Origin of the sequence: Sinorhizobium sp. P24N7 (assembly GCF_042436655.1) — a bacterium.
In the GTDB taxonomy this organism is placed as follows: domain Bacteria; phylum Pseudomonadota; class Alphaproteobacteria; order Rhizobiales; family Rhizobiaceae; genus Sinorhizobium; species Sinorhizobium meliloti_A.
In genome coordinates this window covers 140,054-157,490 of record NZ_JBHMIW010000003.1, presented here as the reverse complement: position 1 = coordinate 157,490, position 17,437 = coordinate 140,054, and the positions used below count along the sequence as shown (strand labels likewise).

Genomic DNA, 17,437 nt, shown 5'->3' with positions numbered 1-17,437 from the left:
GACCTAATTCCTTGGGTTGAGCTTTTCGAGATGCAGAAGCAGTCCGCTGTGGTCCTGTTCGCCGCCGCCGGACTCGACGAAATCGGCAAATTCCTGCCGCACTTGCTTGGTCAGGGGAAGCTCGAGGGACAGCCCATCCGCCATGGCCATCACGGCGTTCAGGTCCTTCAGCTGGTTGTTCGAAGCGCCACCGGGCACGAAGTTGCGCTCCACCATACGGGCGCCGTGCAGTTCGAGGATCCGGCTTTCGGCGAAGCCGCCGCGGATCGCGTCCCGAAAAGCCGCGCGCGAGGCACCGCCGGCCTCCACCAGGATCATGGCTTCGGCCACCGCGCCGATGGTGACGGCGACGATCTGTTGGTTGGCGAGCTTGCAGACCTGGCCGGCACCGCTCGGGCCAACGTGGGTTACGCGACCGAGCGCGGCAAAAACGTCCTTCAGGCTTTCGACCGCGGCGCCATCGCCGCCGGCCATGATGGCGAGCGTACCGGCGGCCGCGCCGACCACGCCGCCTGAAACCGGTGCGTCGAGGTGACGGATGCCCTTTTCCGCCAATCTGCGCGCATGTTCGCGGGCGATCTGCGGGGCTATGGAGCTGCAATCCACGACGATCGTACCTTCGGCCAGGCCATCGGCGACGCCGCACTCGAAGAGGACCTCCGATACGGCCTGGCCGTTGGTCAGCATGGTGAAGGCGACAGCTGCGCCGGCGACGGCATCGGCCGGCGAGGCAGCGATTTCAGCACCGTCGGCGGCCAGCGGCTCGGCCTTGGCGGTGTCACGGTTCCACACCGTAACCGGAAAACCGGCACCGAGCAGGCGCCGCGCCATCGGTGCCCCCATCAAGCCAGTGCCGAGAAACGCAACCTTCGTCTTCCCGGTCACAGCTTTCCTCCCAGTTCGTCCTCGATGTGCACGCGGATGATCTCATCGAAACTCTTTTCGGCAGTGAAGCCAAGTTCGGTTGCGCGTTTGGCCTCGAAGCCCGGCGCCCAACCGGCGACCATCTTCATGATCATCTCGTCGGGTTCGCGGCGGATGAGCTTCACGGCCTCTTCGCCGGCAACGCGGCGCAGCGCTTCGATCTGCTCGCCCACGGTGGCACTGAGACCCGGCATGGAAAGGTTGCGCCGCGGGCCGACCTTTTCAAGGTCGATGGTCGCGCCATGGATGAGGAAGCCGACCGCCGAACGCGGCGAAGTGTGCCAGTGGCGGACATCCTCCGAAACTGGCAGCACGGCTTCCTGGCCGACCAGCGGCTCGCGCAGGATATTGGAGAAGAAACCGGAAGCCGCCTTGTTGGGCTTGCCGGGCCGGATGCAAATCGTCGGCAGGCGGATGCCGATGCCATCGAAGAAGCCGCGGCGGCTGTAGTCGGAGAGCAGCAGCTCGCAGATCGCTTTCTGGGTGCCGTAGCTCGTGAGCGGAGTAAGATGATAATCGTCCGGAATGGGGAAGGGGAGCGGCGCTCCGACCACGGCGATCGACGAGGTGAAGACAAGGCGAGGCTTGTAGCCATCCTGATCGTGAGCAAGGCGGATCGCATCGAAGAGATAGCGCGTGCCCTCGAGATTGATCCGGTAGCCCTTGTCGAAATCGAGCTCGGCTTCACCCGAGACGATTGCCGCCAGATGAAAAATGACATCCGGGCGCCCCTCGACGAGCGTCTCGGCTTCGCCGGAAGCGGAAAGATCGCCTTCGCGTGCAAGGACGGTACCGGCAAAACCCTGCGGCCTTTCCGGTGTCACCACGTCCACGAGCGTCAGCTTCTCCACCGTCCTTCCGCCGAGAGCGCCGTCCTTGACGAGGCGCTGCGTGAGCTTGCGGCCGACCATGCCGGCAGCGCCGATGATCAGGATATGCATGAATGTCTCCTCCTTGAGTGAGGCCGCATGCGATCAGGTCTTCATGCGGGTCGAAAATATGTCTTGTACGGTTGTCTGATAACCTTATATGATTCGATTGAAAACAGGAGACTGGCGGTTCGAGCGAAAGAATCTCGATCGCGTGCAGGCATATAGCGGACGCTTTCGCAGAGACGCGCGAGGAGGGGCAAGGAGCATGACGAGCGCAGGCACGATAGAGGAAGCAAAGGGACCTGCGGAACTGCGCCTGGTGCTACGTCAGATGCTCGGCGAGGATATCGTGCTGAGCGAAACGGAGGAAATGCTCCGTTACTGCCGCGACTGGCATGGCGACGTAACCAGCGGCACCGTGGCGGTGATTCGCCCGCGCTCGACGGAGCAGGTGGCGGCGGCCGTGAAGGCCTGCCGTGAGCTTGGGCTTTCGATCGTGCCGCAGGGCGGCAATACCGGCCTCGTGCTCGGCGCGATCCCCGATGCTCCGGAGAGGCAGGTCGTGCTTTCTCTCTCTCGCATGAACCGCATCCGCAAGATCGATCCGGCCGACTTTTCGGCGGTGGTCGAGTCCGGCTGCATCCTGTCCGAACTCAAGGATGCGATTGCGGAGATGGGCATGTTCTTTCCGCTTGCACTCGGTGCGCAGGGAAGCTGCCAGATCGGTGGAAATGTTTCGACGAATGCCGGCGGCATCAACGTGCTCCGCTACGGCATGACCCGCGAATTGGTGCTGGGACTTGAAGTGGTCCTCCCGGACGGCAGCATCCTCGAAGGTCTGTCGACGTTGAGAAAGGACAATCGCGGCATCGACCTGAAGCAGCTTTTCATCGGTGCGGAAGGCACGCTCGGCATCATCACCGCCGTCTCCATCAAGCTAACGCCCTATCCGGATCACGTGGCCACGGCGCTGCTCGGTCTTGCCTCCCTGGAAGATGCCATCAAGCTCTATCGCCGGGCGCGTCGGGACTGCTGCGACCTGATGTCGGCCTTCGAATTCATGCCGCCGCTCGCCTTCACCTTGGCGCAGGAGGCGATGCCGGATTTGCCGATCCCGATCTCGGCGGAATATCCAGCCTATGTGCTGATGGAGATCTCCGGCTCCGGCCTCGTCGATGTCGACGATCTGATGCAGCGCTTCCTCGAAGGTGTGATGGAGGAAGGGCTCGTCCTCGACGGAACGATCGCCGCCTCGCAGACGCAGGCGCGCAATCTTTGGTTGATCCGCGAGGGCATGAACGAAGGCCAGGCGAAACGCGGCGCTCATATGCGCACCGATATCTCCGTTCCGCTCTCGCAGCTGGCATCCTTCGTAGACGAGGCGGAAAAGGCGGTCTCCGACGCACTTCCCGGCGCCGTCAGCGTTTCCTATGGCCATGTCGGCGACGGCAATGTGCATCTCAACGTCCTGCCGCCGGCCGGCAGTACGCCCGACGAGCGGATTGAATTGATCTACAAGGCCAAGACGGTCGTGAACGAGGTGCTCGATCGCTATACCGGAAGCATCAGCGCCGAGCACGGTATCGGGCGCCTGAAGCGACCGGATTTCGACGCCAGGCTGCCGGAGACCCGCCGAAAGCTGTTGACGGCGCTCAAGCATGCCGTTGACCCGGAGATGATCATGAATCCCGGTTGTCAACTGAGATTCTAAAAGGGAGAGCAATCTTGGCGGCAATGGATTTCGGCCAGATCAGCAGGAGCGAGCATTTGCCCGCGCGCATCGCGGCGAAGATCGGCAGGGAGATCACCGAAGGACGTATCGCACCCGGAGAGAAACTGCCGACGGAGCATCTGCTCGCCACGACCTTCGGAGTCAGCCGCTCGGTGGTGCGGGAGGCGATAGCTCAATTGCGAAATGAGGGCCTGGTGGAAACGCGCCAGGGCGTCGGTGCCTTCGCCACGGAAATCGAGCGCCGGCAATCGCTTCGTATAGAGCAGGGAGATCTCGCCAATCGGGGAAGTTTCCGGGATCTGTTTCAACTCCGTATTCCGCTTGAGGTGGAGGCGGCCCGGCTTGCGGCGATCCATCATACGCCGCAGGAATTGGGCAAGATCGACGAGGCGTTGCAGCAGATGACCGGCGCGGAAAAATGGACGGAGCAGGGGATCGTCGCCGACCTCGCATTTCATCGGGCGATTGCGGCGGCCACCCATAACGAATATTTCCTGCTTTTCATCGGATTCATCGCCGAGCGGATCAGCCTGGCGATCAACGCGGCACGCGCCGCTGCAATTCTGGAGGAGATCGTCGAAGTCACGATTGCGGAACATGTCTCTATCCGAGATGGCGTGGCGGCGCGGGATCCGGCCAAGGCCGAGGAGGCGATGCGCAACCATCTGAACGGGGCGGCGGCCCGCCTGGACCTGACGATTGAAAGCTTCTCGTCCTGAGGTTCGAGTCGGGCGGCGCGGCCCGTGAAGGGCGTATCAGACTTTACTTACCAACGGCCTAGACATGGGCAAAAAGTCATACTAGAAGCAGGTCATCCCGTTGTCAGACATCCTGACAATAGGAGACCCGTACCTTCGAGGTACGAGATGAGCGGAGGATTTCTCGTGAGTTTCGAACAGGCACTGAGCGCTGAATCAATCCAGCCTGCGGACGCATCCGGCGCGATGCTCGTCGGGCGCGTCTGGTCCAAAACCGCCGGCGGACCTTGCCCGGTCCTGATCTCGGATGGAGAGGTTTTCGACCTGACCCCACTCGCAGCAACGATTTCCGAGCTTCTTGAGATCGACGGTCTTGTCGACGCGCTGCGCGACCCGTCGCGCTTTGCCAGCCTCGGCTCTCTCGATGCATTCCTCCGTGGCGAGGCGGGCGATCTTCTGGCGCCTGCCGATCTGCAGGCCGTCAAGGCGGCCGGCGTCACCTTTGCGGACAGCATGCTGGAGCGGGTGATCGAGGAGCAGGCCAAGGGCGATCCGCTGCGCGCGCAGGAAATTCGCGGCCGGCTGGCCCCCGTCCTCGGCGACAATCTCAAAGGCCTCGTAGCCGGCTCCGACAAGGCCGCCGAGGTCAAGAAACTGCTCCAGGAGCTCGGTCTTTGGTCGCAGTACCTCGAAGTGGGTATCGGTCCCGATGCTGAAATCTTCACCAAGGCGCAGCCCATGTCTTCGGTCGGTTGTGGTGCTTATATCGGTATCCACCCCAAATCCGACTGGAACAATCCGGAGCCGGAGGTGGTGCTTGCCGTCACGTCGAAGGGCAGGATCGTCGGTGCGACGCTCGGCAACGACGTCAATCTTCGGGACTTCGAAGGCCGCTCCGCACTGCTTCTCAGCAAGGCGAAGGACAATAATGCGTCCTGCTCGATCGGCCCCTTCATCCGGCTCTTCGACGGTGCTTTCACGATCGAGGACGTGAAACAGGCGGAAGTCTCGCTTCTCGTCGAAGGCAAAGAGGGTTTCAAGATGACCGGCGTCAGCCCGATGTCGGCCATCAGCCGCAGCCCGGAAGACCTCGTTTCGCAACTTCTCAACGACAACCACCAGTATCCGGATGGCGTGGTCTTCTTCCTCGGAACGATGTTTGCGCCAGTGAAGGATCGTCGGGGCGCCGGGCTCGGTTTCACCCATGAAATCGGAGACCGGGTCGAGATCTCGACGCCGCGCCTCGGACGCCTCGTAAATTGGGTCGATCATAGCGACCGCTGCCCGAAATGGAGCTTCGGCCTGGGCGCTCTGATGAAGAACCTGGCCGAACGCGGGCTCTTGCAGGCGAAACGGGAGGGCTAGATGCAAAAAGCGATCGATACGTTCTATAAACTGCTCGAGCTGCTTTTGATCGTGCTGCTCGCAGGCATGGCGGTGATGGTGTTCCTGAACGTCGTGCTGCGCTACGGCTTCAACTCCGGCATCAACGTCTCGGACGAGATGTCACGGTATTTCTTCGTGTGGCTCACCTTCATCGGCGCGGTTGTCACCTTCCGTGAAAATTCGCATGTCGGGGTCGAGACCTTGGTCTCGCTGTTCGGCCGCAAGGGCCGCATCATCTGCATGATCCTCTCCAATATCGTCGTCATCGCCGTGTCGGCGATCTTCTTCTGGGGTACCTGGAAGCAATCGCCGATCAATGCCTCGATGGCCGCACCCGTTACCGGCATCTCGATGCTGTGGGTCTACGGAATCGGATATTTCACCGGAGCGGGCGTGGTCTTGATCGCGCTCGAGCGCCTTTTCCGCCTGCTGACGGGGCGCGTCACGGAAGAAGAAATCGCCGCCTTCGCCGGTGAAAACATGTCTCTCGAGCAGCTGGCGGAGCGCACTTAATGACCCTTGTCGTCTTCATCGTTTCGTTGCTCGGCGCCATGGCAATCGGCGTGCCGGTTGCCTTCTCGCTGATGTTCTGCGGCGTCGTGCTCATGTGGTACATGGGCATGTTCAACACCCAGATCATCGCTCAAAACATGATCGCGGGTGCGGATACCTTCACGCTCCTCGCCATCCCGTTCTTCATTCTCGCCGGTGAATTGATGAACGCCGGGGGATTGTCGCGTCGCATCATCGATTTCGCAATCGCCTGTGTCGGTCATATACGCGGCGGTCTCGGCATCGTTGCCATCATGGCGGCCGTGATCATGGCAAGTATCTCGGGTTCGGCGGCAGCCGACACTGCGGCACTTGCGGCAATCCTGATTCCGATGATGGCGAAGGCCGGCTACAACGTTCCCCGGTCCGCGGGCCTGATCGCTGCAGGTGGTGTCATTGCCCCCGTCATCCCCCCATCCATGGCCTTCATCGTGTTCGGAGTGGCGGCGAACGTCTCTATTACGCAGCTCTTCATGGCAGGCATCGTGCCCGGTCTCATCATGGGTATCGCGCTTGTCGCCACGTGGCTGCTGGTCGTGCGGAAGGATGATATCCAGCCGCTTCCACGCACGCCGATGAAAGAGCGGCTCCGCGCCACCGGGCGGGCGCTTTGGGCTCTTGGCATGCCGGTCATCATCCTCGGCGGCATCAAGGCCGGCGTCGTGACGCCAACCGAAGCTGCTGTGGTCGCCGCAGTCTACGCCCTCTTTGTCGGCATGTTCATTTATCGGGAACTCAAGCCGCGTGACCTGCCGGGTGTCATACTCCAGGCGGCGAAGACCACCGCTGTGATCATGTTCCTCGTTTGCGCCGCGCTCGTTTCTTCGTGGCTGATCACTGCAGCGAACATACCAGCGGAAATCACCGGCTTCATCTCTCCGCTGATCGACCGCCCGACGCTTCTGATGTTCGTCATCATGCTGGTCGTATTGGTGGTGGGCACCGCACTCGACCTTACGCCCACGATCCTGATCCTGACGCCGGTGCTCATGCCGATCATCAAGCAGGCCGGAATTGATCCTGTCTACTTCGGTGTCCTGTTCATCATGAATACCTGCATAGGGCTGCTGACCCCACCTGTCGGCGTCGTATTGAACGTCGTCAGCGGCGTCGGCCGGGTTCCGCTCGGCAAGGTAATTGTCGGCGTGACGCCATTTCTGATCGCTCAGATACTCGTGCTTTTCCTTCTGGTCCTGTTCCCGGACATCGTCATCGTGCCCGCACGCTGGCTCCATTAGAAGGGCTTTAACCCGCAACCCCTCACCAACAATCCAAGGGAGGATACCCCCGTGAGAAAACTGCTTCTTGCCACGACTGCCATCGCTTTCGGTCTTTCGGCCGCGGCGCCGGCTTTCGCCGAGTTCAACGACCGCAACATCCGGGTGTCGAACGGCATCAACGAAGACCATCCGGTCGGTAACGGCATCAAGGCGATGCAGGCCTGTCTCGATCAGAAATCCGGTGGCAAGCTGAAGCTCACCGCTTTCTGGGGCGGCGCGCTCGGCGGCGACCTTCAGGCGACGCAGGCCCTGCGCTCCGGCGTGCAGGAGGCCGTCGTCACCTCTTCCTCGCCGCTCGTCGGCATCATACCGGCACTCGGCGTATTCGATCTGCCGTTCCTCTTCGGCAACGCTCAGGAAGCCTACACGGTGCTCGATGGCGATTTCGGCGACATGATGAACGAGAAGCTGGAAGCGGCCGGCCTGGTCAATCTCGCCTACTGGGAAAACGGCTTCCGTAACCTGTCGAACTCGGTTCGTCCGGTCACCAAGTGGGAAGACTTCGAAGGGATGAAGGTTCGCGTGATGCAGAACAACATCTTCCTCGACACCTTCCAGAACCTCGGTGCCAACGCCACTCCGATGGCTTTCGGCGAAGTCTTCTCGGCGCTCGAAACCAAGGCGATCGATGCGCAGGAAAACCCCTATGTGACGATCGATACGTCGAAGTTCTTCGAAGTGCAGAAGTACGTGACCGAGACTAACCACGCCTACACGCCCTTCCTCTTCCTGTTCTCGAAGCCGATCTTCGACAGCTATACGCCGGAAGAGCAGGCAGCACTGCGTGAATGCGCAGTCGTAGGCCGCGATGAGGAGCGCAAGGTCATCCAGGAGCTCAACAAGAAGTCGCTGGAGAAGATCAAGGAAGCTGGTCTCGAAGTGAATACCCTGTCTGCTGAAGAACAGGCTCGCATCCGCGAGAAGTCCATGGTCGTCTATGAAAAGCACAAGGCTGAGATCGGTGCCGACGTGGTAGACGCCATTCTCGCCAAGCTGGAAGAGATCCGCAAGTAAACAAAAGAACAGGCTGCGTCACCGAGCGTGGCCTTTCTCTATGCTTCCGGGAACCCCGCGGCCGTCCGGCCGCGGGTTTTATCCGATCAGGACGATTGTCCGGTAGGGGCGGATCGATATAGCTTACGGAGCGATTCTTCGCTCCAACCTGCAGGCATATGGAAACGTCGCTTTATCTCCCCGTCAAAGGCTTTCTCGAAAAGGCAGGTTACGTCGTCAAGGGCGAGGTCGACGGCTGCGATCTCGTCGGCCTTAACGACGACGATCCGCCCGTGGTCGTGATCTGCGAGCTGAAGCTGCGCTTCAATCTGGAGCTCATACTGCAGGCCGTCGATCGCGCCGCTGTCGCGGACGAGGTCTGGATCGCGGCGCGGGTCTCGGCCAAGGGAAAAGGGCGCGAGGCCGACAAACGCTACCGTGATCTCTGTCGCAGGCTCGGGGTCGGCATGCTCGGCATTTCCGATGCCGGCGACGTCAGCGTGATCGTCGGCTCCGTATCGCCGATGCCGCGCACCAATCCGAAACGGCGTTCGAAGCTCATGCGCGAACACCAGAGGCGGCGCGGCGATCCCGCAATAGGCGGGAGCACGCGCGCGCCTGTCATGACCGCGTACCGCCAGCAGGCGCTCGGCTGTGCGCTGGCGCTGGCATCAGGCCCGCTGCGCGTGCGTGAAGTCAGATCCGGCGTACCGGATGCCGGGAAGATACTGCTTTCGAATGTCTATGGCTGGTTTGAACGGCTCGACAGAGGCGTCTATGGCCTGACGGAGGCCGGACGGGAAGCACTGCAGCGGTGGCCGCAGCAGGACACGCAGGTAAAAACGGCCGTCCCGGCCTGATTTTGCCGACGCGCTGAGCGCATGTGGGGTGCTCCATCGCATTATCGGTGGGTATGAGCATGGGGGAGGTGTTCACAGGGCAACCGGCGCTTTAGAGTCTTGGAGAACCTTAACGATGGGGACCGGATGACCTCTCAGCTCGACATGTTTGCCCGAGATGTGCGACCAGCAGCCGCGAGAACCGAGCGAAGCCGGGCCCGGCGGCAGGCATCGACCTCCCTTTCCGAAACCGAGATGCTTGCCGCGTTGAAGGCGACGGGTCGCTACAGGATATTGCGAAAGCTTGAAGCCCGCACGGTCGTGTCCGATGTGAGACCCGGCTTTCCCCTGAGGGGCGTCATCCTCGACACCGAGACAACCGGCCTCGATGCCCGCAGATGCGAGGTCATCGAGATCGGGCTGGTCGCATTCACCTACAACGCAGAGGGTGAGATCGGCGATGTGGTCGCTGTTTATGGCGGTTTGCAGCAGCCGACCATCGCCATTCCGCCCGAGATCACCCGGCTGACGGGTATTACCGATGACATGGTCGCCGGCCAGTCGATCGATATTGCTGCAGTCCAAGCGATCGTTGGGCCTGCGGATCTCATCATTGCCCACAATGCCGGCTTCGATCGGCCGTTTTGCGAGGCGCTTTCGGATGTGTTTGTCCGCAAGGCCTGGGCATGCTCGGTCTCCGAAATCGATTGGAGTGGCCGAGGTTTCGAAGGCACGAAGCTCGGCTATCTGATCGGTCAGAGCGGACATTTCCATGACGGGCATCGGGCTGTGGATGACTGCTTCGCTCTCCTCGAGGTGCTTGAGCAGTCTGCGGAGGGTGCCAAGCTGCCGCCGTTTGCCGAACTCTACAAAGCGAGCCAGCGTTCACGGGTCAGGATTTTCGCGGAGAATGCGCCGTTCGACCTGAAGGACGTGCTGAAGGCTCGCGGGTACCGCTGGTCTGACGGCAGCGACGGCCGCCCAAAATCATGGTGGACAGAGGTCGCCGAGGATGAGCTCGAGGCTGAACTCGGCTTCCTTCGGAAGGAGATCTATCGCTGGGACGAGGCAGATCCTCCGACGCAGCGGCTGACGGCGTTCGACAGATACCGAGCGCGAAGATAATCGAGCATCGCGGTCGAGCGTGCCAAACCCATTCGGTGGGGGCCGCGGGACCATCCTACGCCGAGCGAAGACCGTAAAGCCTTGCAATATCTTCCCGCATGAATGGCGCCCGATCCTTGTCGACCTGTTCCTGATAGGTCCGGGCATATTGATGGCCGGAATAGACGGCGGCGGCGATCAGGCCTGGCGCGAGGCAGTCGCCGAGGCGGGTGACGGTCTTGATGCCGGCATCGGCCCACTCGTCTTCGCGTGCTTTGAGTTCCAGCCACAGCGTTTCGTCCGGCAGGCGGGCGGTGACCGGGACGAGAGTGGCGCAATCGACCGGACGGGTCCTGCCGCTGTAGACGCAGGATAGTTCCAGCTGGTCTTTCGTCCGACCGGCGAGGGCCATGGCCGTGACGATCTCGACGCCGAGATCGATGAGGCGCTTCTGGATACGTGCCTGCTCCAGCGTGTTCCTGCTCCAGGGCGAAACCTGGGATTCGGGGGTTATGAAGATGACCGTGCGTCCCCTCCTGGCGAGCAGTTCGGCGAGCACGCTGCCCATGTAGAAGCAATCGTCGTCGAACACGATGACGGGACCGTCGGCGGGCACCGCCTCGACGCCCCCGGAGAGAATTGCGTCGGGAGAGACGAGGATGCCTTTCGACAGAAAATCGAGCGGCACCCGGTGGGTGCGGCCAACGCCGTCGGTGCGCCAGCTCGCTCCGGTCGCGATCGCCACATGGGGGATGCCGTATTGCAATATGTCGGCGGCCGAAAGCGGACTGTGCAGGTAAAGCTCGGCATTGACGCGGGTGCTGAGTTGGCCGACGCGCCAGTCGCGCACGCGGCCCCAGGTCGCAAGACCGGGTAAGCGACACTCGCGCGCAACGCGGCCGCCCCATTCGCCGCCGCCCTCCGCCAGCACGACATCGACGCCGCGCTGGGCAAGCGCCCGTGCCGCTTCCAGGCCCGCAGGTCCGCCGCCGATGATGAGGGCGGGTTCGGGAGTTTCGGACAACGCGATGGTCTCCGGATGCCAGCCCTTGCGCCATTCCTCGCCGACCGTCGGGTTCTGCGTGCAGCGCATCGGCACGTTGGTATTGTCGCCGGAGGTGCAGATATTGCAGCCGATGCATTCGCGGATGTCATCGATGCGCCCTTCCTCGATCTTCTTCGGGAGGAAGGGATCGGCGATCGACGGGCGCGCGGCCCCGATGAAGTCCAAAATACCCTGCCTGATGACCCGCACCATGCTGTCCGGCGACGTATAACGGCCGACGCCGACCACCGGCTTGGTGGTGACGGATTTGACGAAGCGGACATAGGGCTCCTGGTAGCCTTCCTCCGAGAAACGCGCCGTCTGGCTATCGTTCGACCAGTCGGAGAGATTGACGTCCCAAAGGTCCGGAAGTTCGCCGAGCGCCGAAATGATGTCTTTCCCCTCTCCCTCGCAGGTGATCCCGGAGGGGCCCATCAGTTCGTCGACGGCAAGGCGCACCGCGAGCGCACAGGTGTCACCGATCGCCTCGCGCACATCATCGAGAATCTCTCGGAACAGGCGGAGCCGGTTGTCGAAGGAGCCGCCATATTCGTCGCTGCGATCGTTATGGCGGCGGGACAGGAAGTGCTGCAACACGCTCATGTCGTGGCCGGCATAGAGATAGACGATGTCGAAGCCGGCCTTTTTGGCGCGAAGCGCGGCATTGCGATACCAGCGGCGCATGTCGCTGATGTCGGCCTTGTCCATTGCGCGCGCCTGGACGGGATCGAGGCTGTCGCTGACGGCGTGCGAGGGAGCGAGCGGGATCATCCGGCTGAAACGGTTGGCGACGTGAAGGCCGTTGTGCACGAGCTGGATGGCCGCGAGGCTGCCATGGGCGTGGATACGTTCCGTGACGGCGGAAAGGGCCGGCAGATCGCCGTCGTCCCAAAGACGAGCTTCGTTGGCTGGCGTCAGGTCCGATGTCGGGTGGATTTCCGCCTCCTGGGTGGAGACGACCGCCCAACCGCCTTCCGCCTTCGTGCCGCGCAGCTGGGCTTCCGCATTGGGGTAGCGGTAGCCCATGCCGGAACAGTGGGGCACCTGATAGAAGCGGTTGCGCGCTGTGACCGGGCCGATCTTTACGGGTTCGAAGAGAATATCGAAGCGGGTGTCTCGGGACATTGCCTTGGATCCTGAAGGGAGCTGCGGTCCACCGCGCCGGAGCGCCGCGGTTGGGGTGGCGGCAAGATATCGGGAACCTTCCGTCAGGCAAGAGATTTGTTATACGAGTGTATAATATTATGCTGCGGCGTAGTTTTTGATGTGGCCCGCGGTTCGCATCCCTTCAATGCGACCGATATGGACCAACGCACCGGCGCCGAACTTCTTCGGCGCTCGCCGCGAGCATTTCGCCCCAAGGCGCTTTTCCGGATTCACCGCGTTGGTCTGGCCACCAAATCGTGAAGCTGCCGGCCGAGTATGCCGTCGGTATCGGCAAGATCGAGCACGACGCTCATGTGGTTGAGATCAGGAACCGGGAGCAGTTCGGCACTTTCGTCCCGGGCACGCAGCAGCTCACATAGCCCGGCCGCCTGACTGTGGAATGGCGCCGTCTCGTCCGCGCCATAGGCGATGACGCGCGTCGGGCAGGGGAGCTGCGAGCTGGTGAGAGGGGACCATGCGGCAGCTTCCATCGGGGTCATTTCCGCTTCGTGTCGAAGGAAGCTGTCCGGTATGCCCGACAGGTCGTAGATTCCGCTTAGAAGCAGCAAGCCTTGAAGTGTCGGCAGGGAGGGCGGATAGGCTTCCTCGGGCCCGGTTGCTGCGAGGAAGGAAGCAAGATGCGCGCCTGCCGAATGACCGCTGACGGTCAGTCGCGCAGGATCCGCGCCGAAATCGCTTGCGTGGGCCTGAAGCCAGAGCACCGATCGTCGAACCTGATCCACCAGCACGTCCAAGCGGCTGCGAGGCATCAGGTTGTATTCGACCAGGGCCGCAATGCCCCCCGCCGCAAGAACCGGTGCAGCGACGAAACGATAGTTGATCTTTTCGCCGGAGCGCCAATATCCGCCGTGAACGAACACATGCAGGGGCGCACCGGCCTGCAGGCGCTCCGGCAAGATGACATCGACGACCTCGCGGGCGCCGGAGCCGTACGGTATGTCTGCCCGCACATCGGCGCGCGCCGACAGGGCCCGGCTGCGTTCGGCGAACTCTGCGGCGATGGTGTCGAAATCGGGCACGAAGTCGCGAATGCGGTAAAGGTCCTGTGCTGTCATCGTCTGCTCCGCCGATCAATAATCAACTGCATAATATTTCGGCTCCATGAATTCCAGAATGCCGGTCACGCCGCCTTCGCGGCCAAGGCCGCTCTGTTTAACGCCGCCGAAGGGAGCGGCGGGGTCTGACATCAGGCCCCTGTTGATGCCGAGCATCCCGGTTTCGATGCGCTTGCCGACCGTCATCGCACGTTTGAGATCGCGGCTGTAGATGTACGCGGCGAGGCCATACTCCGTGTTGTTTGCGAGGCTGATCGCCTCGTCGTCGCTTTCGAACTTGTAGACAGGCGCGACCGGTCCGAAGATTTCCTCACGTGCGATCGACGCGTTTACGGGGACGTTTTCGAGTACCGTCGGCGGATAGAAGTACCCGTTTTCCGTAAGAGGTTTGCCGCCGGTCGTTGCCCGCGCGCCCGCGGCGAGTGCCTCTGAGACGAGCCGGTCGATCTTGCGGACGGCGTTTTGCGTGATCATCGGTCCACATTGCGTCTCGGGATCGTAGCCGGGACCGATCTTCAGTGACATCATCCGCGCCGTGAGGCCGGCGACAAACGCATCATGGATGCCCGCCTGGACATAGAAACGATTGGCGGCAGTGCAGGCTTCTCCAGCGTTTCGCATCTTGGCGATCATCGCACCGTCGAGTGCCTCCTCGAGGTCCGCGTCGTCGAACACGATGAAGGGCGCATTGCCGCCGAGCTCCATCGAGCAGCTGACGACCGACTTGGCGGCTTCGGCAAGCAGAACGCGGCCAACGCCGGTCGAGCCGGTGAATGAAAGCTTACGAACCCGCGAATCGGCGAGCATCGCATTCGTCATTCCGCCTGGATTGCTTGTGGTCAGCACGTTGACGACGCCAGGCGGAACGCCCGCCTCTTCTCCGAGTCGGGCCATGGCGTAGGCCGTCAACGGCGTCTCCGAGGCAGGTTTCAGGATCACCGTGCAGCCGGCGGCAAGCGCGGGCCCGATCTTGCGTGTCGCCATGGCGGCGGGGAAATTCCAAGGCGTGATCAGGACGGCAATCCCGATCGGCTCATGGTCAACGAGGATATTGTGCGACCCGGAGGGAGTGCGCCGGAATTCGCCCGGAATGCGGGTCGCCTCTTCAGCGTACCAGCGGAAGAATTCGGCGGCATAAGCGACTTCGCCGTGTGCGTCGACCAGGGCCTTGCCGTTTTCCAGTGCGATGAGAGTTGCAAGCTCCTCGGCGTGCTGTGTCATCAGCTGATACCAGCGTCGCAGGATTTCCGAGCGCTGGCGCGCCGGAGTGGCGCGCCACCCTGCCGCAGCGGCATGCGCGGCATCGACTGCGCGCTGTGCGTCCTCGATGGAGGCGTCGGCGACCTCGGCCAGCAGATTACCGGTCGAAGGGTCGAGAACGGCTATTCCGCTGCCGCTTTGCCATTTGCCGCCGATGTAGAGGCCCGCGGCATGCAGGGCGGGATCGGCGTAGCCGGAAAACTTGGCATGGAAGGTCATGGAGGGTCCTTTCTATTCAGTTCAGGCGCGAGCGGTCGCCGCAATGGGCGGCGGCGACGAGGTTGCGCATCTCGTGCGGGTTCAGGGGGCGGGGATTGTTCTGGATGAGGCGTGCGATACCCGAGCTTTGTTCCGCCACCCAGTCGATCCGGTCTTCCTCGAGGCCGAGATCCCGCAGCGTGGCGGGAATGCCGATGCGTTCGAAGAGCGAAACGAGGGCAGGGATCACTTCATCCGGTCCGCCGAGCCCGGCCGCATGCGCGATCTGCGCGAGTTCGTCGCGGATGAGCGGCGCATTCCAGGTCATGACATAGGGCATGAGACAGGCGACCCCGAGGCCATGGGCCTTATGGGTGAGCGCGCCGACGGGGTACTGGATGGCGTGGGCCGCGGCAGTGCCCGCCACCCCGAAAGCAAGACCGGCGAGCGTTGCGCCGAGCATCACCTTTTCGCGCGCGCCGGCGTCGGCGCCGTCCTTGCAGGCCCTCTCCAGCCCCTGCCACAGGAGGGTAATGGCGCCAAGGGCAAAGTGATCGGAAAGCGCGTTCTTACCGACGAAAACGCGCTGCTGCGCGATACCGGGGACGGGCTCGCGCCGGATCGCCGTGAAGGCTTCGATGGCATGCGTCAGGGCGTCCGCGCCGGCGATCGCAGTCAGGCCGGATGGGCAGGAGAGGGTGAGTTCGGGGTCGCAGATCGATACCGCCGGGATCAGGTGCGGGCTTGAAATGCCGACTTTCAGGCTACGTTCGGCATCCGAAAGCACGGCGACGGGCGTCACCTCCGAGCCGGTGCCGGCGGTGGTGGGAATGGCGATCAATGACATCACCGGGCCGGGGACGGCATGTTCGCCATAATAGTCCTGTGGCCGCCCGCCGTGGGTAAGGAGGAGGGCGACGCATTTCGCCATGTCGAGACAGGACCCGCCACCGATGCCGATGACGAGGTCCGGCGCAAAGCCCCTGGCCGCGGCAGCGCTTGCGATGGCCGATTCCACGGGGACGTCCGGCAGGGTGGAACTGTCCACCATCACCTCCAGCCCTGCCTCCTCCAGTCGCCGGACCAGCGTAAGCAGGTCGGCATCCACTGCAAGGCGCGTGTCGGTGACGATCAGCGCGCGCCGGCCGAGCTTGGCGGCGATGCCGCCAAGGGCATGGCGCTGCCCGGCGCCGAAAAGCAGTTCGCGCGGCGCCCTTAATGTGCCGAATAGGTTCATTCCGTATGTCCTCCGATGAATTCAGCGACCTCGAGGGCCGTAAGCTGGTCGAAAAGCGTCCGCGGCAGTTCGATGCCAGTCTTCGCTGCTGCAGCGCGGCGTACTCGTGCCCCGTCTCCCGGAATGGCGACTGGTTGCGCAGGGTCGAGCGGGCGGGATAGGCGCAGGCGGTCGAGATAGGCGGCAAGTTCCGGTGTGTTACCCGCGCCTGCCGAGGGATCGATCAGAATGAGAAGGTCGCCTTTATTGGCGGGATGAATGTCGTCGAGCGTTCCATGCACATCAGGCGCCAGATTGGATCCGGCAAGCGCCGCGACAAGAAGCTCGATCGCAAGGCCCAGACCATATCCCTTCGCGTCGCCGAACGGCGCGATCGCCCCTGCCTGTGCCGCGTGCGGATCGGTTGTGGCGCGACCGTCTCGGTCCACTGCCCAGCCGGCCGGGATCGCGAGACCGCGAATCGCATGGTTGTTGATTTTGCCCATGGAAACGATGCTGGTTGCGAGATCCAGCACGAAAGGGCGGTCACCCGCAGGAATGCCGATCGCGACCGGATTGGTGCCGACCATGGCTTGCGTTCCGCCGAATGGGTGCACGAGCGCTTCGCTGGTCGACATGACAATGCCGATCAGGCCGTCTCTTGCGGCGGCCTCCGCATAATAGGCAAGCATTCCCAGGTGATTGGCGTTGCGGATCGCGGCAATGGCGAGTCCTGTCTCCTTAAGGGTGCGTTGCATGACGCGCAGGGCGTTCATCATCACGACCGGGCCCAGGCCGCGTTCGCCGTCGACGCTCAGAAATGAGTCTCTTCGCCAGAGTCCGTTTCCACGCGTCGTGGGGTTCGCGAGCCCTTTATCGAGCCGGGTCAGAAGCAATGGCAGGCGTTGCAGGCCGTGGGAGGGCAATCCGCGCAGCTCGGCCTCCAGGAGGAGATCTGCCTGAAGACGAGCGGAGTCGGCGGGAACACCCCGCTTTTCCAGCAGAGCGACGCTCAGATTCCTCAGGCGGGAGGGCGGCAGCCTCATTCGATAATCCTATATCAGATCATATACGATATTGTATTTGACATGCGATATGTTATTTGCAACAAAACGT

15 protein-coding genes are annotated in these 17,437 nt (G+C 62.5%); 8 read left to right on the top strand and 7 right to left on the bottom strand.

Annotated features, from left to right (window positions below):
- Positions 1–3: 3 nt before the first annotated feature.
- Both ACFHWW_RS05890 and denD read right to left on the bottom strand, forming a co-directional pair.
- Positions 4–885, bottom strand: coding sequence for an NAD(P)-dependent oxidoreductase (locus ACFHWW_RS05890; RefSeq protein ID WP_379937627.1), 882 nt, complete (start codon positions 883–885; stop codon positions 4–6).
- On the bottom strand, positions 882–1,865 hold the full coding sequence (gene denD, locus ACFHWW_RS05885; RefSeq protein WP_379937626.1) for a D-erythronate dehydrogenase: 984 nt from the start codon (positions 1,863–1,865) through the stop codon (positions 882–884). Before denD ends, ACFHWW_RS05890 begins: the two co-directional genes overlap by 4 nt.
- A 196-nt stretch (positions 1,866–2,061) precedes the next feature.
- Here denD and ACFHWW_RS05880 point away from each other — a divergent pair, with 196 nt between their 5' ends.
- The 8 genes from ACFHWW_RS05880 (at position 2,062) to ACFHWW_RS05845 (ending at position 10,401) form a co-directional block, all read left to right on the top strand.
- Positions 2,062–3,507: an FAD-binding oxidoreductase gene (locus tag ACFHWW_RS05880; RefSeq protein ID WP_338279817.1), complete on the top strand. Its 1,446-nt coding sequence runs from the start codon at positions 2,062–2,064 to the stop codon at positions 3,505–3,507.
- Positions 3,508–3,521: 14 nt separating this feature from the next.
- Positions 3,522–4,247 (top strand): FadR/GntR family transcriptional regulator, encoded by a 726-nt coding sequence (locus tag ACFHWW_RS05875; protein ID WP_338279816.1) that lies wholly within the window; start codon positions 3,522–3,524, stop codon positions 4,245–4,247.
- A 147-nt stretch (positions 4,248–4,394) separates the two neighbouring features.
- Positions 4,395–5,591, top strand: a complete 1,197-nt coding sequence (locus ACFHWW_RS05870; RefSeq protein ID WP_379937625.1) for a fumarylacetoacetate hydrolase family protein — start codon at positions 4,395–4,397, stop codon at positions 5,589–5,591.
- On the top strand, positions 5,592–6,125 hold the full coding sequence (locus tag ACFHWW_RS05865; RefSeq protein ID WP_018096421.1) for a TRAP transporter small permease: 534 nt from the start codon (positions 5,592–5,594) through the stop codon (positions 6,123–6,125).
- A complete protein-coding gene (locus ACFHWW_RS05860) occupies positions 6,125–7,402 on the top strand; it encodes a TRAP transporter large permease (protein ID WP_275598203.1) in 1,278 nt (425 codons plus the stop codon). Before ACFHWW_RS05865 ends, ACFHWW_RS05860 begins: the two co-directional genes overlap by 1 nt.
- Positions 7,403–7,453: 51 nt before the next feature.
- Entirely contained in the window at positions 7,454–8,458 is a 1,005-nt protein-coding gene (locus ACFHWW_RS05855) for a TRAP transporter substrate-binding protein (protein ID WP_100673505.1), read from the top strand.
- Between the two features lie 158 nt (positions 8,459–8,616).
- Positions 8,617–9,297 (top strand): DUF2161 domain-containing phosphodiesterase, encoded by a 681-nt coding sequence (locus tag ACFHWW_RS05850; protein WP_379937624.1) that lies wholly within the window; start codon positions 8,617–8,619, stop codon positions 9,295–9,297.
- 126 nt (positions 9,298–9,423) lie between these two features.
- Complete coding sequence (locus ACFHWW_RS05845; RefSeq protein ID WP_379937623.1) at positions 9,424–10,401, top strand: 3'-5' exonuclease; 978 nt, start codon at positions 9,424–9,426, stop codon at positions 10,399–10,401.
- A 55-nt stretch (positions 10,402–10,456) separates the two neighbouring features.
- Here ACFHWW_RS05845 and ACFHWW_RS05840 read toward each other — a convergent pair whose 3' ends face one another.
- The 5 genes from ACFHWW_RS05840 to ACFHWW_RS05820 form a co-directional block, all read right to left on the bottom strand.
- The gene (locus ACFHWW_RS05840) at positions 10,457–12,550 is read right to left on the bottom strand and encodes an NAD(P)-binding protein (RefSeq protein ID WP_379937622.1); all 2,094 of its coding nucleotides are present in this window, start codon (positions 12,548–12,550) and stop codon (positions 10,457–10,459) included.
- Between the two features lie 251 nt (positions 12,551–12,801).
- On the bottom strand, positions 12,802–13,647 hold the full coding sequence (locus ACFHWW_RS05835) for an alpha/beta hydrolase (protein WP_379937621.1): 846 nt from the start codon (positions 13,645–13,647) through the stop codon (positions 12,802–12,804).
- 15 nt (positions 13,648–13,662) lie between these two features.
- Complete coding sequence (locus tag ACFHWW_RS05830; protein ID WP_379937619.1) at positions 13,663–15,126, bottom strand: NAD-dependent succinate-semialdehyde dehydrogenase; 1,464 nt, start codon at positions 15,124–15,126, stop codon at positions 13,663–13,665.
- A gap of 16 nt (positions 15,127–15,142) precedes the next feature.
- Entirely contained in the window at positions 15,143–16,342 is a 1,200-nt protein-coding gene (locus ACFHWW_RS05825; protein ID WP_379937618.1) for an iron-containing alcohol dehydrogenase, read from the bottom strand.
- Complete coding sequence (locus ACFHWW_RS05820) at positions 16,339–17,367, bottom strand: Ldh family oxidoreductase (RefSeq protein ID WP_379937617.1); 1,029 nt, start codon at positions 17,365–17,367, stop codon at positions 16,339–16,341. The genes ACFHWW_RS05825 and ACFHWW_RS05820 overlap by 4 nt, the downstream gene beginning before the upstream one ends.
- Between the last annotated feature and the right edge of the window lie 70 nt (positions 17,368–17,437).